Origin of the sequence: Microbispora sp. CSR-4 (genome assembly GCF_008033685.1) — a bacterium.
Taxonomy (GTDB): Bacteria; Actinomycetota; Actinomycetes; order Streptosporangiales; family Streptosporangiaceae; genus Microbispora.
On sequence record NZ_VJVX01000002.1, the window covers coordinates 268,623 to 282,942 of the forward strand.

At 70.0% G+C, this 14,320-nt stretch carries 15 protein-coding genes and 1 pseudogene; 9 read left to right on the plus strand and 7 right to left on the minus strand.

Annotated elements, in window-relative coordinates; all coding sequences use genetic code 11:
• Positions 1–40: 40 nt before the first annotated feature.
• Together FLV34_RS04585 and FLV34_RS04590 are read left to right on the plus strand one after the other, a co-directional pair.
• Positions 41–1,051 carry an NAD-dependent epimerase/dehydratase family protein gene (locus tag FLV34_RS04585; protein ID WP_147942443.1) on the plus strand — a complete coding sequence of 337 codons (1,011 nt, stop codon included), beginning with the start codon at positions 41–43 and terminating at the stop codon, positions 1,049–1,051.
• Between the two features lie 229 nt (positions 1,052–1,280).
• Positions 1,281–1,949: a type II toxin-antitoxin system PemK/MazF family toxin gene (locus FLV34_RS04590; RefSeq protein WP_222709409.1), complete on the plus strand. Its 669-nt coding sequence runs from the start codon at positions 1,281–1,283 to the stop codon at positions 1,947–1,949.
• Between the two features lie 241 nt (positions 1,950–2,190).
• On the opposite strand, the gene FLV34_RS04595 is transcribed toward FLV34_RS04590, so the two are convergent.
• Positions 2,191–2,997, minus strand: a complete 807-nt coding sequence (locus FLV34_RS04595; RefSeq protein WP_222709410.1) for a TetR/AcrR family transcriptional regulator — start codon at positions 2,995–2,997, stop codon at positions 2,191–2,193.
• Positions 2,998–3,076: 79 nt separating this feature from the next.
• On the opposite strand from FLV34_RS04595, the gene atpB reads away from it, so the two are divergent.
• The 3 genes from atpB (at position 3,077) to FLV34_RS04610 (ending at position 5,122) form a co-directional block, all read left to right on the plus strand.
• On the plus strand, positions 3,077–3,865 hold the full coding sequence (gene atpB, locus FLV34_RS04600; RefSeq protein ID WP_205829793.1) for a F0F1 ATP synthase subunit A: 789 nt from the start codon (positions 3,077–3,079) through the stop codon (positions 3,863–3,865).
• A 75-nt stretch (positions 3,866–3,940) separates the two neighbouring features.
• Positions 3,941–4,225: a YiaA/YiaB family inner membrane protein gene (locus tag FLV34_RS04605; RefSeq protein WP_142645526.1), complete on the plus strand. Its 285-nt coding sequence runs from the start codon at positions 3,941–3,943 to the stop codon at positions 4,223–4,225.
• 156 nt (positions 4,226–4,381) lie between these two features.
• Entirely contained in the window at positions 4,382–5,122 is a 741-nt protein-coding gene (locus tag FLV34_RS04610) for a hypothetical protein (protein WP_147942444.1), read from the plus strand.
• A 235-nt stretch (positions 5,123–5,357) separates the two neighbouring features.
• On the opposite strand, the gene FLV34_RS04615 is transcribed toward FLV34_RS04610, so the two are convergent.
• Positions 5,358–6,155 carry a sensor histidine kinase KdpD gene (locus FLV34_RS04615; protein ID WP_187280536.1) on the minus strand — a complete coding sequence of 266 codons (798 nt, stop codon included), beginning with the start codon at positions 6,153–6,155 and terminating at the stop codon, positions 5,358–5,360.
• A gap of 277 nt (positions 6,156–6,432) precedes the next feature.
• Here FLV34_RS04615 and FLV34_RS04620 point away from each other — a divergent pair, with 277 nt between their 5' ends.
• On the plus strand, positions 6,433–6,618 hold the full coding sequence (locus tag FLV34_RS04620; RefSeq protein WP_147942446.1) for a hypothetical protein: 186 nt from the start codon (positions 6,433–6,435) through the stop codon (positions 6,616–6,618).
• A gap of 120 nt (positions 6,619–6,738) precedes the next feature.
• Here the strand turns inward: FLV34_RS04620 and FLV34_RS04625 are convergent, their stop codons facing one another.
• Positions 6,739–7,299: a TOPRIM nucleotidyl transferase/hydrolase domain-containing protein gene (locus tag FLV34_RS04625; RefSeq protein WP_142645530.1), complete on the minus strand. Its 561-nt coding sequence runs from the start codon at positions 7,297–7,299 to the stop codon at positions 6,739–6,741.
• A gap of 339 nt (positions 7,300–7,638) precedes the next feature.
• Here FLV34_RS04625 and FLV34_RS04630 point away from each other — a divergent pair, with 339 nt between their 5' ends.
• Genes FLV34_RS04630 through FLV34_RS04640 form a run of 3 tightly spaced genes read left to right on the plus strand, consistent with a single transcriptional unit; the run spans position 7,639 to position 11,948 of the window.
• Positions 7,639–9,906, plus strand: a complete 2,268-nt coding sequence (locus FLV34_RS04630; RefSeq protein WP_261985654.1) for an MMPL family transporter — start codon at positions 7,639–7,641, stop codon at positions 9,904–9,906.
• A 6-nt stretch (positions 9,907–9,912) separates the two neighbouring features.
• Positions 9,913–11,250: a sensor histidine kinase gene (locus FLV34_RS04635; RefSeq protein ID WP_147942448.1), complete on the plus strand. Its 1,338-nt coding sequence runs from the start codon at positions 9,913–9,915 to the stop codon at positions 11,248–11,250.
• The gene (locus FLV34_RS04640) at positions 11,247–11,948 is read left to right on the plus strand and encodes a response regulator transcription factor (protein ID WP_147942449.1); all 702 of its coding nucleotides are present in this window, start codon (positions 11,247–11,249) and stop codon (positions 11,946–11,948) included. The genes FLV34_RS04635 and FLV34_RS04640 overlap by 4 nt, the downstream gene beginning before the upstream one ends.
• 61 nt (positions 11,949–12,009) lie before the next feature.
• Here the strand turns inward: FLV34_RS04640 and FLV34_RS42195 are convergent, their stop codons facing one another.
• The 4 genes and pseudogenes from FLV34_RS42195 to FLV34_RS04655 form a co-directional block, all read right to left on the minus strand.
• Complete coding sequence (locus FLV34_RS42195) at positions 12,010–12,144, minus strand: VOC family protein (RefSeq protein WP_261985655.1); 135 nt, start codon at positions 12,142–12,144, stop codon at positions 12,010–12,012.
• Positions 12,145–12,193: 49 nt separating this feature from the next.
• A pseudogene (locus FLV34_RS04645) lies at positions 12,194–12,733 on the minus strand (VOC family protein); the annotation flags it as partial.
• Between the two features lie 170 nt (positions 12,734–12,903).
• Complete coding sequence (locus tag FLV34_RS04650; RefSeq protein WP_222709411.1) at positions 12,904–13,461, minus strand: DinB family protein; 558 nt, start codon at positions 13,459–13,461, stop codon at positions 12,904–12,906.
• A gap of 144 nt (positions 13,462–13,605) precedes the next feature.
• On the minus strand, positions 13,606–14,145 hold the full coding sequence (locus FLV34_RS04655; RefSeq protein ID WP_147942451.1) for a hypothetical protein: 540 nt from the start codon (positions 14,143–14,145) through the stop codon (positions 13,606–13,608).
• Positions 14,146–14,320 lie beyond the last annotated feature (175 nt).

A 14,320-nucleotide genomic window follows, 5' to 3' on the forward strand; every position in this document is an offset into this window, starting at 1 on the left:
CGGGCGGAGGTGCGACGCGGGCGGGCCAAGGATTGACCGTATGAAAATTCTGGTCATCGGCGGTTCGGTGTTCCTCGGACGCGCCATCGTGGACGAGGCGCTGCGGCGCGGTCATGAGGTCACGGCGTTCAACCGGGGCAGGAGCGGGACGGACCTGCCCGGCGTGGAAGCGGTGCGCGGCGACCGCGAGAGCACCGACGACCTGCGGCGGCTCGCCGACGGCAGGCAGTGGGACGCGGTGATCGACGTGTGCGGCTTCGTTCCCCGCGTCGTCCTGGAGTCCGTACGGACGCTGTCGGGGCACGCTCCGCACTACACGTTCATCTCCAGCATCTCCGCCTATCCGGACTGGCCCGGCAAGCCGGGCGTCGACGAGACCTTCCCCCGCCACGAGTGCCCGCCGGACGCGGACGCCGAGTTCGGCGACTACGGCGTGCTGAAGGCCGGGTGCGAGCGGGCGGTCGAGCAGCACTTCGACGGCGGCGCGCTGGTCATCCAGCCCGGCCTGATCCTCGGCCCGCACGAGAACGTGGGCCGGCTGCCCTGGTGGCTCACCCGCATCTCCCGAGGCGGGCGGGTGCTCGCACCCGGCAACCCGGCCTTCCCGATGCAGCTCATCGACGCCCGGGACATCGCGGCGTTCGCCCTCGACCATGCGGCCAAGGGCACCACCGGCCGCTACATGACGGGCGGGGTGCAGGGCAACACGACGTACGGCGACTGGCTGAACGACTGCGTGGAGGCCACCGGCTCGGACGCGGAGCTGGTGTGGGTCGACGACGCCTTCCTGGTGGAGCAGGGCGTGGAGATGTGGACCGAGCTGCCGCTGTGGGCCCCGGAGGCGGACAACCCGGGCGTGTGGACGCACTCCTCCGCCAAGGCCATCGCCGCGGGTCTCACCTGCAGGCCGGTGCGGGAGACCGTCCGCGACACCTGGGAGTGGCTGAAGGACATCCCCGAGGAGCGGCGCAGCTTCGGCGGCCGGATGCGCCACGGCATCGACCCGGACAAGGAGGCCCGCATCCTCGCCGCCTGGGACGCCCGCTCCTGACCTCGACCACCCTGCGGCCGGGCGGGAGTGGGCGCCGGGCCGCGCGCTCGCCCGCACCGCCCAGGCGGGCTCAGCCGAAGCGACGGCGACACCGAGCGCGCCGGGCGAGGGTGGGCGAGTCCGCTACCGGAGCGGGCTCGCCCAGGGCGGAGGCGAAACCGAGCGCGCCGGGCGGGGGCGGTGGACTCCCCTGGCGGAGGGGGTCGTGGGGAGCCGTAGGCTGTCGGCCATGATCTGGGTGGGTGTGATCGTGGCCGTGCTGGTCGTGTTGGGAGTGCTCGGGATGACCGGGCGCCTGCCGGGGACCTCGCGGCGGCGGTCCGCGCCGCGCCCCTCTTCGCGTCCCTCGCCGGGCCGCGCCGGCCGGACCACGGCGCCCGGGGGGCGTGCCCCGGCCGGGGCCACGCGGCCGGGCACCAGGCCCGGCGGTCCGGCCCCCCACACGACGCGCGGCACCGGCACCGGCTCCGGGGCCCGCGACGGAGGCCGGGGTCGCGGCCCAGGCAGAGGCACGAGCGGAGGCACGGGCAGAGGTCCGGGTGGAGGGCGCAGCGCAGGCGGCGCGGTCACCCAGGCCGATCCGCGTCCGGGCGAGATCTGGTGGGCCGACGTGCCCTACGAGGACGGGCCGGGCCACAAGGTGCGCCCCTGCGTGGTGCTCAGGACGCACCGGGGCGGCGCCGAAGTCCTGAAGATCACAAGCCAGGATCGCAGCGACCGCTCCGACCACGTGGAGATCCCCACCCGCACCTGGGACCCGGACGCCGACCACAACAGCTTCCTCGACCTCACCGGCCCGGTCCGCGTGCCCGTCGGCGACTTCCAGGACAAGGTGGGAACGCTCGACGCGCGCATCTGGCGGCAGGTCTGCCGCCTCCACGAGATCACCCCGAACTGAGCCGCACCTCCGCAGGCCTCGCCCCGAGGCCGGGCCCGCCTCCGAAACCGGCCCCCGAAACCGCCCCTGAGACCGACCCCGCCGCCTCAGGACCACGCCCGGCCCCGTGACCCCCGCGCCCCGAGGCCGCGTTCTCCTTCACGACCGCGCTCTCCCTCACGACCGCGCTCTCCCTCACGACCGCGCTCGATCGCGAAACCGCGTCCGAGACCGTGGCCGCCTCCGGGGCCGGCCGTCCGTGTCACTGTGACCCTGCGGGGTCTTCCGCGCCGCCGCGCGGTGGCAGCCCGGCGGCCAGGCCGTCGAGCAGCCTGTCGAGGCCGTACGCGAAGCGGTCGTCGGCGCCCAGGAGTCGCCGGCCGGCCTCCTTCGTCATCCGCTCCAGCATGGGAAACTCACCGGTCGCGATGAGCGACTGCACGAAGGACATGTGCTGCGCCAGCCGCTGCTGCAGGGTCATCCCCGACCGCCGCATCGCCTCGGCCTCGGCCAGTTCGCCCTGGGTGTAGCCGTTCACGTACGCGAAGACCGCGCCGACGAAGGTCAGCATCTCGTCGATGCCCAGGCCGAGACCGTCGAGCATGCCGAGAGCGGTCTCCATCAGGCGTGCGCTGTTCGGGCCGACCTGCGGTCGAGCGGCCGCCAGCGGCGCCAGCCACGGATGGCGGAGCATGGTGCGCCGGGCCTGCCAGGCGAGCAGGCGGAGCCCTTCGGCCCAGTCATCCGGCGGCTGCTGGTCCTCCGGCAGATACTCCCGCACCGCGGTGTCGACCATGAGGTCGAGCACCTCGTCCTTGCTCGTCACGTAGCGATACAGGGACATCGTGCCCGCGCCGAGATCGGCGGCGATCCGCCGCATGGAGATCGCCTCCAGTCCCTCGGCGTCGGCGATGCGGATCGCCGCATCGGCGAGGGCGGCGTGGCTGAAGCTCGGCCGCGGCCCGCGAGCAGGGCGCTCGGGTCGCGTCCACAGGTTCTCGTGGCCCGTCATCGTCAGTCGTCCCGGATCGTCGCAGGTCTCGCGGGTCGTCGCCGCTATTGCGTACACGGTACCCGGTATGTAGGCTCGCCTCGATAAAGTGAGTACGGCATACGCAGTTTCTTGCCGCGCATCGAGGGGATTGTCCATGCCCGCGATCCTCGCCAGGGACGACTTCAGGGCTCCCGGTGTCGAGCTGTTCGACTTCCCGCCGCTCTGGCCGGGCGCGCCATATTGGCTGACCAAGCCCGTGGTGCTGGCCGCGGTCGGCGTGGTCCTGCTGTGCGCGTTCGCGTGGGGGGCCTTCGCGCGGCCGGCCCTCGTGCCGCGCGGCCTGCAGCACCTCGGCGAGTACGGCTACCTGTTCGTCCGCGACCAGGTGGCCCGGCCGTTCCTGGGCAAGGACGCCGAGCGCTGGATGCCGTTCCTGCTCAGCCTCTTCTCGGTGATCCTGCTGTGGAACCTGCTGGGCGTGGTCCCGGGAGTGCAGTTCCCGGTGAACGCCCACATCGCGTTCCCTGTGGTGTTCGCCCTGATCGTGTATGTCATCAAGCTCTGTCTCGGCTTCCGGCACCACGGGGTCGGCGGATATCTCAAGAGCCTGATGTTCCCGCCTGGCCTGCCGAAGCCGCTCGCCCTGGTCCTCTACGCGCCGCTCGAACTGCTCTACGTCTTCGTCACCGCGCCGTTCACGCATGCCGTACGGCTGTTCGCGAACATGTTCGCGGGGCACCTGCTGCTGGCGTTCTTCAGCGCGGTGGGATTCTGGTTCCTCGTCGAGCAGCCCACGGCACTCGGGGCCCCGGTGGGCCTGCTCGGCGTGGCCATGGCCGTCGTGATGACCGGCCTGGAGATATTCATCCAGTTCCTGCAGGCGTTCCTGTTCACCATGCTCGCGGCCATGTACATCGGCAACGCCCTGCACCCGGACCACTGAGCGGGTGCTCGTACTCACCGGTAACTGAGTATCGGCGCTCATGTCCGGCAGCCGCACGCCGCGGACGATGGCATCATGACGCAACCGGTGAAACCCACGACGACGACCGCCTTCTACGTCCAGGCCATCCTCTCGTTCGCGATCTCCGTCGCGGGCCTGGCCGTCGGCATCCTCTATCTTCCGGTCACGACCTGGGTGCGCTCCTTCCTCGCCCTCGGGCTGATGTACGTGGTGACCTCGACGTTCACGCTGGCCAAGTGCGTACGGGACCGGCAGGAGGAGTCGACCGTCCTCAGCCGCGTGGACCAGGCCCGGCTCGACAAGCTCCTCGCCGAGCACGACCCCTTCCGTGCCGACTGAGGGCGGCCACTCGGACATGGGGACGGCGGGATTCCCGCCCCGCTCCCCCGCGTGCACGGTTCCGGTGAGGCACCGGGCTCGTCCGTACGCCGTCGCACGCCGGGCCGCCCGACCAGGCCCGTACGGACGACGGCCGAAGGTCAGTAGGGTGCGCCCATGACCGGCGACATACGCGAGCGCGGGCGGGCGGCCGTCACCGTCGCGGCCGAAGCACAGGCGGCTCTCGACTACTACCTGATCACGCCGGCGGCGGACGGGGACGAAGCCCCGGCCGAGGCGATCGTTGTGGAGGAGTTCACGCTCACCGACGACTTCAGGGCCATCGGCCTGGACACCGCCGGATGGACGGCGGCCGCCGGCGACTGGTGGAGTTCCGCTGCCTTCGGACGCGCGATGCGCGAGGATCCCGGCCTGCGCGCCCGGGTCCGCGCGGTGAGCCGCCCCGAGGCCGAGGCCGCCTACCACGGTCTCGGCGGGGGCGAACTGCCCGGCGAGACGCGGCTGCGGGCTCTGTTCCGCGATCACCAGCCTCTGCCGGACTCCCCTCCCCTGCGCCTCACCCCGCCCAGCGTCCCCGACGGGTTCCACGACACGCGGGTCTACCGCGTGCTGTTCGCCGGTGAGCCACACCTGTCTCTTCTCGCGGACGTGGTGACGCTCGCCGGGGAGGCCGGCGACCCGGGGACCCGGATCGTCGGCTCTGGCGTACTGCGCGCGGACCCGGACGTCTTCACCTGGGAGGTGCGCCGCATAGGGCCCGGCGTCGCCTGCTGCCTCGATCTCACGGCCCACCTGGGGACCGCGTCCGCCCAGGTCCTCGGGCCGCTGCTGCGGCGGCTGACGACGGCGATGCGCCATGCGGGACCGATTCCCGTGACCGTCGAGCGGTTCTCCTGAGCCCGGACGGCTCGGGCTGCCGGAGGGTACGCGACACAGCCGGCCCGGGGGCCGACCCGCTTGGCGCGGCGGGCCGGCTCCCTTTCGAACGGGCCGGTCTTCAGCGGCGCGCGGCCCCCGCGCCGGTGACGACTCCCATGAGCACAGCCTTCCGGGCGGCCGTTCGCATCGCGGAAATCGCCGGAGGCCACGTCCACATCTTCTGAACACACGCGGGGGTGGTGCTGACGACCGGTCAGGCCGGCGGGAGCCGGACGACGAAGGCGGCACCGCCGGCCGATGACCGCTCCACGTGCACCTCGCCCTCGTGGCCGTTCACGATGTTCCGCACGATGGCCAGGCCGAGGCCGGTCCCGCCGCGGTCGCGGGATCGGGCGGCGTCGAGGCGGGTGAAGCGATCGAAGACGCGCTCCCGGTCCTCCTCGTCGATCCCGTCGCCGTCGTCGGCCACCACAAGCTCCGCCGCGTGGGCCGTACGCCGGACATGGACGAACACGACCGACTTGGCGTGCCGCTGCGCGTTGTCGAGCAGTTCGGACAGCACTCGGCGGAGCCGCGCGTCCACGCCGCGCACCAGAGCCCCGCGCACGGCCTGCACCTTCACGTCGTGCCTGTCCGTACGCCGGGCCACTTCGCTCTGCACGAGATCGCCGAGGTCGAGCATGGCCAGGTCGGACGACTGCGCGGCGGCGTGCAGCTGGGCCAGCAGGTAGAGATCGTCGACCAGCGCATGCAGCCGTTCCACGTCGTTGAGCGCTCGTTCGATCAGGCCGTTCACGTCGATCTCGGCGGGATGCAGCCGGGCCTCCTCCAACTGTGCCCGCAGTCCCGCGATCGGGGTACGCAGCTCGTGCGACACTTCGGCCCCGAACCGCCGCTGCCAGTCGATGGCCTGATACAGCTTGCCGCACATGCTGTCGATGCCGTGCTTGATGCCGCGCTCCAGCTCATCGAGTTCGCCGAGACAATCACGGAGGTGGCGGAGCGAGGTCACTCCTCCGGCATTCCCGAGCCGGTCCGTGACGATCCCCATGAACATCTAAAATCACCGTATACACCGCTTTTCCGGAGTTATTCTTTCCCCTATCCCCGTCCGAGGCCCTTGAAGAAGTCAGCGAAGCCGGTTCTGGCCGGGACCGGCGCGAGCGTCATCGGCGAAGCCGGATCGGGACAGCGCGAATCAGCCCGCCCGAAACCACGATCGACCTGTGATTTCATCCTCGTCTTCGCTCCCGGCATCAGCGCGGGTCAAGGGTCTGTTGATATTGAGCAGGATTGACCGGCCGGGACCGATGATAAGGATTGTCGATATGACGTATTCCCAGGGCACGGCCCGGCGCTTTCCGTACGCGCTGGTGAAGCTGGTCGTGCTGACTCTCGTGCTGGGCGCCGGGATCGGAGGGGGAATTTTCTTGGCGCTGGCGCTGATGTGGAATTCGGTGTGGGGCGACGGGCTCATTCCCTTCCCGGGCGATCCCATCCCCGGCGATCCGTAAACGGCCGGAATTCCGCCGCCGTTCGTACAGGCGGCCCCCATGCGCTTCCCGTGCCACGCTGCGCTCGCGGTGGTGGGCTCGTGCTTCTCGATCAGCCCTCGTACCGGTTCGTGAGGGGACTCACAGGTAGGCCAGCAGGGCGTCCAGCGGTCGCGGCACGCGATCGGGCTCCAGTGCCGCGACGAGCGGGCTCGCGTAGCGGATCTTGCGGCTGCCGCCTGATCCCATGAACCGGCGGAGCTGGTCGTGGGTGCTGCGCCCGCGCCAGCCGGGCTGCTTCTGCAGCGTGCGAAACGAACGGAGCTCGCCCTCGGCGTCCACGACCCGTTCGACCGTGGCGGTGCCGAGGGCGCGGATCAGCTCGTCTTCCAGGTCGGCCACGCACACGAAGAATCCGAGCGCCTCCAGATCGCTTCTCGTGAGATCGGACCCGAAGCCGGCGCGCTCGAGCCCCCTCCGGAAGGCGCCCTCCTCCCCGGCGTCGCACAGACCGGCCAGCCGGAGATCGCGGCCCGAAGGGCCGAACTTTCCGACGTACGCGCCGATGTTCGTGGCACCGCCCATCGCGACGACCTCGATGCCTTCGGCCGTGAGGCTCCTGCCCCGGCGCTCGGCCAGCGCCTCGACGGCCGACTTGTCGCTGAGCCCCTCGACGAGGACCACCGTGTGCGTATCGTCCACACCGCTCAGCTTCGCAGCGAATCCGGCGAAGTTCGTACTCATTTTTCCTGCGCTGAAGGGACCCGGACGCCGCGTTCGCGCTGTCGCGGGGCCAGCACACACAACTCGTGGCCGCACGGCATGTAGTGCATCTGCACCAGGAGCCGTGCGGTGCTGGTCCGCGTGCACCAGGGGAGAACGGGTCCTGGAGACGATGTCCGGGCCGACATCGCGAGCGAGTGTGGGAAGCCGCGTGCATCGCACGCATTTCCCAACCTGCCTAGCGATGTCTGGAGTGAACGACAGGTGGCGGTCTTCTTCTACCGAGTCGGGCGATGGGCCTTCCGAAGGCGCCGGCTCGTGGGCGTCCTGTGGGTCGGCGTCCTCCTCGTGGTCGGCTTCCTCGGTGTGCGGGCACCGTCGTCGGGGGACGAGGCCCTCCGCATGCCCGGAACCGAGTCGCAGCAGGCCTTCGACCTGTTGGCGGAGCGGTTCCCCGGGACCAACCCCGAGGCCGCCGAGGCCCGCCTGGTGTTCCAGGCATCAGACGGCCGGCAGGTGACGGCCAGGGCGAACAAGGCGGCCATCGAGAAGGCGCTCGGCACGCTGGAGGGAAGTGCCCAGGTCGATTCGGTCAGCGACCCGTTCAGCTCGGGTGCCGTCAGCAAGGACGGCACCATGGCGTACGCCCGGATCAACTACACCGTGGGCGCCGACGACCTGACGCAGGAGGCCAAGCAGACCCTCCAGGCCGCCGCGGATCAGGCCAGGGGCGCGGGGCTGACCGTGGAGTTCGGCGGCACGGCCCTGCTGACGCAACCGCAGACAGGCGCTTCGACGGAGCTCATCGGCCTCGGCGTAGCCGCGGTGGTGCTGTTCCTCACGCTCGGCTCGGTGATCGCGGCAGGCCTGCCGCTGATGACCGCGCTCGTCGGCGTGCTCATCTCACTCATGGGGATCTTCGCCCTGGCTCGGCCCCTGGGCCTGACCTCCACCGTCTCCATCCTGTCGCTCATGCTGGGCCTCGCGGTCGGCATCGACTACTCGCTGTTCATCACCTCCCGCTTCCGCGACGAGCGTGCTCGGGGCAGGGAGCCGGCCGAGGCCGCAGGCCGCGCGGTCGGTACGGCGGGCTCCGCCGTCGTCTTCGCCGGCGCGACGGTCTTCGTCGCCCTGGCCGGACTGAGCGTCGTCGGCATCCCCGAGCTCACCAAGATGGGCCTGGCCAGCGCCGGCACCGTGCTCATCTCCGTCATCATCGCGTTGACCCTGGTCCCTGCGTTGTTCGGCTTCCTCGGCGACCGGCTGCTGCCTCGCGCGGTCCGCAGGAGCCTGGGCGTGGGTCGCGGCGGCAGGGGCCGCCGGTCCGCAGGCATCGGGGGCACGGTCGCGAACGAACCGTTCGCCAGGGACGTCACCAGCGCGGCGGCTGCCGGATCCTTCGCGGCTTACGGAAAGCGGCCCGGTATCGCCGTCCGCTGGGCCCGCTTCCTGGTGCGCCGACGCCTCGCGGCGCTGCTGGTGGGGGTGATCGGCCTCGGTGTGATCGCCATACCGGCGTTCAGTCTCGAGCTCGGCATCCCCGGCGACGAGTCCAAGCCGGTGACGAACACCCAGCGCCGGGCCTACGACCTGCTGTCCGAAGGCTTCGGCCCCGGCTTCAACGGGCCGCTGACCGTGGTCGTCGACGCCTCGCGGGCCGCCGACGCGCAGGCTGCGGCGGACACGGTCGCCAGGACCGTACGCGACGTGGACGGGGTCGTCTCGGTCGGCGCCCCCGTCTTCAACCCGGCGAAGGATACGGCCGTCCTCACGGCGATCCCCGCGTCCGCTCCGAACACGGCCGAGACCAGGGACCTGGTGCATCACATCCGCAGCGCCGTCGACGCCGTGGAGGACGACACGCACACCTCCATCGCGGTCACCGGCCGTACTGCCGTGATCGTCGACGTCTCCGAGTCCATCTACAGTGCACTCGTGATCTACCTGGCCGTGATCATCGGCTTCGCGGTGATCCTGTTGCTGGTGGTCTTCCGCTCGATCCTGGTGCCCCTCAAGGCGGCCCTCGGCTTCCTGCTGTCCGTGGGTGCGGCGTTCGGCGTCGTCGTCGCGGTCATCCAATGGGGCTGGGCGTCGAGCCTGTTCGGCATCGACCAGACCGGACCGGTCATGTCGATCATCCCGATCTTCGTCATCGGTGTCGTGTTCGGACTCGCCATGGACTACGAGGTCTTCCTCGTCTCCCGGATGCGCGAGGAGTACGTGCACGGTGCGACCAGCGAGGACGCGATCGTCACCGGGTTCCGGCACAGCGGACGCGTCGTCACCGCGGCGGCCGTCATCATGATCAGCGTTTTCGCCGGGTTCATCGGAATCGCCCAGACCAACATCCGGACGACGGGTCTCGGCATGGCCGCCGCGGTCGCCTTCGACGCCTTCGTGGTTCGCATGGCCATCGTCCCGGCCGTGCTGGCCCTCTTCGGGGACCGGTCCTGGAAACTGCCCCGTAAGCTGGAACGCGTGCTTCCGAACGTCGATGTCGAGGGTCGGTCGCTGGACGCTTACCTGTCACCGCAGACGACCGCGCCGGACAAGGAGGCGACCCCGAACCCCGTCGGTGGATGCTGAGCCGGCATGACAACCCTGGAGGGCTTTCTCCCGCGACCGCGCGCAGAACGGTCGCGGGAGGCGGTGATCACGGCGGCGGCGTTCGTGCTCTTCCTGCTCGGCAGCGTCGTGCGGGGCGACGAGTCGCTGACGGCGCCGCCGATCGCCGCGTATCTGCTCGCCGTGGTGTCCTGTGCCGCGCTGCCGCTGCGGCACAGGACACCGCTGCCCGTCATGGTGGTCACCACGCTGTGCAGCGTGCTGGCGATGGTCGCGGGCCTGATGCTGACCCCGTTGGTAGTGGTCCCCGCCATGATCACGGCGTACACGATCGCGGTCCGGACCGAGCGGCGTACGACGGCCGCGGTCCTGCTCATCTCCGCCGCACTCCTCATGGCAGCGGGGCTGGTGTTGCAACCGCTGTCCTGGTCCACGGTCACCAGGACCTGCTCGACGGTCATCTTCCCGCTGGCGGCCGGCGTGCTCGGGCACTCGGCCCAGAACCGGCGTGCCTACCTGGCGGCGGTGGAGGAGCGCGCGTTGCGGGCCGAGGAGAGCCGGGAGAGCGAGGCGCGCCGGCGCGTGGCCGAGGAACGGGTGCGCATCGCCCGGGAACTGCACGACCTCGTGGCCCACGAGATCACCCTTGCCAACGCACAGGCCACGGTCGCCGCGCACTTCTTCGACAGCCGCCCCGAGCAGGCCCGCACCAGCCTGCGGCAGCTGGTGGAGACGACACGCCAGGCGCTGGACGAGCTGCGTGCCACGGTCGGGCTGCTGCGCGAGTCGGGGGACCATGCCCAGCCCGCCGAACCGGCGCCCGGGTTGGCTCAGCTGCCCACGCTCATCGAGTCGTTCCGCCGTGCGGGCCTCACGGTATCGGTGCACGAGGAGGGGCCGGCGGGGACACTGCCGCCGGGCCTGGACCTCACCGCCTACCGGATCATCCAGGAGGCGTTGACCAACGTGACGAAACACGCCGGTATCGGCCGGGCCCGGGTGGGCCTGGCCTGGACCCGCGACCTCGTGACCCTCACCATCACCGACGACGGGCCGGGGGACCACACGATCCCGGGCCCGTCCGCGGGATCGGGCGGCTATGGGCTGATCGGGATACGCGAACGTGTCACTGCGGTCGGCGGCCGGCTTGTCGCAGGCAGGCGGCCCGAGGGCGGATTCCGTGTCGTCGCCGAACTGCCTCGCCCGGCACGGGAGACGACCCGAAGTTCCGCCGCGGTCGACCGGGAGCAGACGGGTGTGACGACGACCGCTCGATCGACGGCGGACGCCGAACTGCCGGCGGGTGAAGCTCTGCCGAGCGGTGAGGCGCCGGACGACGCCGCACGGCGCGGGGACGTCGCATGACGCTGCGCGTCCTGCTCGCCGATGATCAGGCCCTGCTGCGCGGAGCCTTCCGGATGTTGCTCGACAGCACCGACGACATCACGGTCGTCGGTGAGGCGGCCGACGGCCGGGAGGCGGTCCGGCTCGCCCGGGAACTGCGCCCGGACGTGGTGGTCATGGACATCCGTATGCCCGGGGTGGACGGGATCACCGCCACCGCGCAGATCTGTGCCGATCCGGAGCTACAGGACTCCCGCATCCTGATCCTCACCACGTACGAGACCGACGAGTACGTCGCGCAGGCGCTGCGCGCAGGGGCCAGCGGTTTCATCGGCAAGGGGATCGGGGCCGAGGACCTGGCGGACGCGGTGCGAACCATCGCGGCCGGCGACCCCCTGCTGTCCCCGGCCGCGCCCCGCTCCCTGGTCGCCCGTTTCCTGGCGACACCGGAGAACCCCGCACGTCGGCCCCGCCAGTCCGAACGGCTCGCCGAGCTCACCCCGCGCGAGCGCGAGATGGTGGCGCTGGTCGCTACCGGCCTGTCCAACCAGGAAATCGCCGAGCAGATGTACCTCAGCCCGTTCACCGTACGCGCCCACGTACAGCGGGCCATGACGAAGCTCCAGGCACGCGACCGCGCGCAGCTCGTCGTCATCGCCTATCAGACGGGCCTGGTGCAGGTCACCGCGGACGACGACAGCCCGGAATGGTCCGCCTGAGGGCAGGGCAGGTCCGGCGAAGTTCGTACCCGTTTTTCCTGCGCGGTAGGGGCCGCGGAGTCTATTGCGGGGGCAGCACGCAGAACTCGTGGCCGTCCGGATCGGCCATGACCACCCAGTCGGCCTCGCCCTGACCGATGTCGATGCGCGTCGCCCCGAGGGAGATGAGACGGTCGACCCTCCGCCTGCTGATCACCGTCGGCGGGTGGAGCGAGGTCGAAATGCAGCCGCTCCTTCCCTGTCTTCGGCATGAGCGGCGGACCACCCCAGGTGATCTTCGGGCCGCCGTGCGGCGAGCGGACAGCGGTCTCCTGGTCCTGATCCCAGACCAACGGCCAGCCCAGCGCCTTGCACCAGAAATACCCGGCCTCCTGCGAACCATCGCACGCCAGCGCCCCGATGAATCCGCAGCCGGCGAGGAACTGGTTGTCCGGCTCGATGACGCAGAACTCGTTGCCCTCCGGGTCGGCGAGCACGACGTGAGCCTCGTCCGGCCGCTGGCCGATGTCGATGTGCCGGGCGCCGAGTTCGAGCGCCCTCGCCACCGTCTGCTGCTGGTCCTCAAGGGACGTGCTCGTCAGATCGAAGTGCGCCTGGTTCTGGCCGGTCTTCTGCTCCTGACTCGGAACAAAGCGGATCCGGAAGCCGGTGTCATCGCCCGGCAGGAGCGTGATGCCCTCCCGGGGATCGTCGGCCATCTCCCAGCCCAGGACACCGGCCCAGAAGCGCGCGAGACGGAGCGGGTCGTGCGCGTCGAAGCAGAGCGCGACAAGGTGACAGGCCATCCCGCTCCAGACCTCCCTTTCGGTTGAATGAGTATTGGGAGGTGGTCGACCATATCCTCGGAACGGAAGAGATGCTCCGGGAGCATATCTACGGCCGGCAACCCTGATGCCGTTCACTGTTCCCGTTCACGGCGATGACAGCCCGCGCGGGCAGGCCCTGCATATGATCGTTACTGGCCTATGCGTCCGTCGATCCGTTCGCGCAACAGGTCGACGTGACCCATGTGGCGGCCATACTCCCAGATCATTCCGACCAGCACCTCGCGCAGCGACATCGATCCTCCACCGCTGCCATGCTGGTTCAAGGGATCGTCGCCGGTGATATCGAGACCGGGCGCCTCGGCTACGAAGCGCTCGGCGAAGTCCACCTCCGCACGCCATGCGGCCCACGCCTCCGCGACCACCTCCGGGTCGGGAACGGCACCATCGAAATCGCCGTCACGGTCGGTGTCCGAAGTGAAAAGCCGGGGCACGTCCTGTCCCGCCATCATCACCCGGAACGTCGCACGCTCCCCCTCTGCCAGATGTCGCACCAGCCCCAGGAGCGACATCGTCGAAGGCTCGACGGAACGCCGCGCCATGGCCTCGGCATCAAGGCCTTCGCACTTCATCTCCAACGTGAGGCGCGCACAACGCAGGGCTTCGACCAGCGTCGTGCGCTCATCGCCCAGCGTTGGTCCGTTCTCACGTGGATCATCGTCGGACGGCTTGCCGTCCGCAGTGAACATGTCGGCTCGTCGCGTCGTTGCCATGGCCGCAATCATTGGCGCGCACACTGCGGTCGGCAACTGATTTACGCCACCTGCACTTTTGGCCACCAGGGCCGGGCACGGCCATCGCGGGATCCTCCACAGCGCGCATCAGACCGTGGTTCAGTCGGCCCACGGGCTCGGCCCCTGCTTCAGCACGACGAGCCCGGCTGACCCTCTGGATGGCCACAGGTCGATCTGATAGAGGAAATGCTCGCCGATTTCGTAGGGGCCGGCTTGCTCTGGAGGATCAGCAGGAAGGTAAGACACCCGCACTCTGTACCGTCCACCGGCAATGACGATGAGTTGCTCGTCTCCGGGATCGTCAACCGGGCTGTATACGCAGAGATTCCCTGTGGGCAGGTCGAGGTCGGCCTCAACAACGTGCTCGGCCTCGCTGAGGTCAGCTCGGACCGCGGCGCGATGTAGCCGTAGCCTGACGATGACGATATCGCTGCGTGCCGTTCCAACCGCGATCGAATATGGATCGACAGCGATTCGGTGAAGCTGTACAGCCTCATGGGTCCAACCGGCTGGCGGCAGATCCCGCTCGGCCGGTGAATCACGAACCCAGGCGCCGTAAGGCTCAGGGTCCTGGAGAACGAACTGCCCGTGGTCAGCGTGAACGGTGAGATCGAGCACCTTGAGGGCAGCATCGGCCATGCGCCGACGCTACCGTTCGGCTCTGCCCTGATCTCTCGTCTACCGCTCGAGCAACAGCCCCTCTCCTGCCGATCCCGAGGATGTCCCGACGTTCGTGGAACTTGATCGGCGGTCCCGCGGTCAGGCGACGTTCTCGTTGTAGCAGTTTGAGGTCGGGTTCTGGGCTGCGACGTGC

Coding starts and splice junctions, on each gene's coding strand:
- FLV34_RS04620 (WP_147942446.1), top strand. CDS start 6,433: ATGACGTATTCCCAGGGCACGGCCCGGCGCTTTCCGTACGCGCTGGTG.
- atpB (WP_205829793.1), top strand. CDS start 3,077: ATGCCCGCGATCCTCGCCAGGGACGACTTCAGGGCTCCCGGTGTCGAG.
- FLV34_RS04640 (WP_147942449.1), top strand. CDS start 11,247: ATGACGCTGCGCGTCCTGCTCGCCGATGATCAGGCCCTGCTGCGCGGA.
- FLV34_RS04655 (WP_147942451.1), bottom strand. CDS start 14,145: ATGGCCGATGCTGCCCTCAAGGTGCTCGATCTCACCGTTCACGCTGAC.
- FLV34_RS04650 (WP_222709411.1), bottom strand. CDS start 13,461: ATGTTCACTGCGGACGGCAAGCCGTCCGACGATGATCCACGTGAGAAC.
- FLV34_RS04635 (WP_147942448.1), top strand. CDS start 9,913: ATGACAACCCTGGAGGGCTTTCTCCCGCGACCGCGCGCAGAACGGTCG.
- FLV34_RS04585 (WP_147942443.1), top strand. CDS start 41: ATGAAAATTCTGGTCATCGGCGGTTCGGTGTTCCTCGGACGCGCCATC.
- FLV34_RS04590 (WP_222709409.1), top strand. CDS start 1,281: ATGATCTGGGTGGGTGTGATCGTGGCCGTGCTGGTCGTGTTGGGAGTG.
- FLV34_RS04605 (WP_142645526.1), top strand. CDS start 3,941: ATGACGCAACCGGTGAAACCCACGACGACGACCGCCTTCTACGTCCAG.
- FLV34_RS04615 (WP_187280536.1), bottom strand. CDS start 6,155: ATGGGGATCGTCACGGACCGGCTCGGGAATGCCGGAGGAGTGACCTCG.
- FLV34_RS04610 (WP_147942444.1), top strand. CDS start 4,382: ATGACCGGCGACATACGCGAGCGCGGGCGGGCGGCCGTCACCGTCGCG.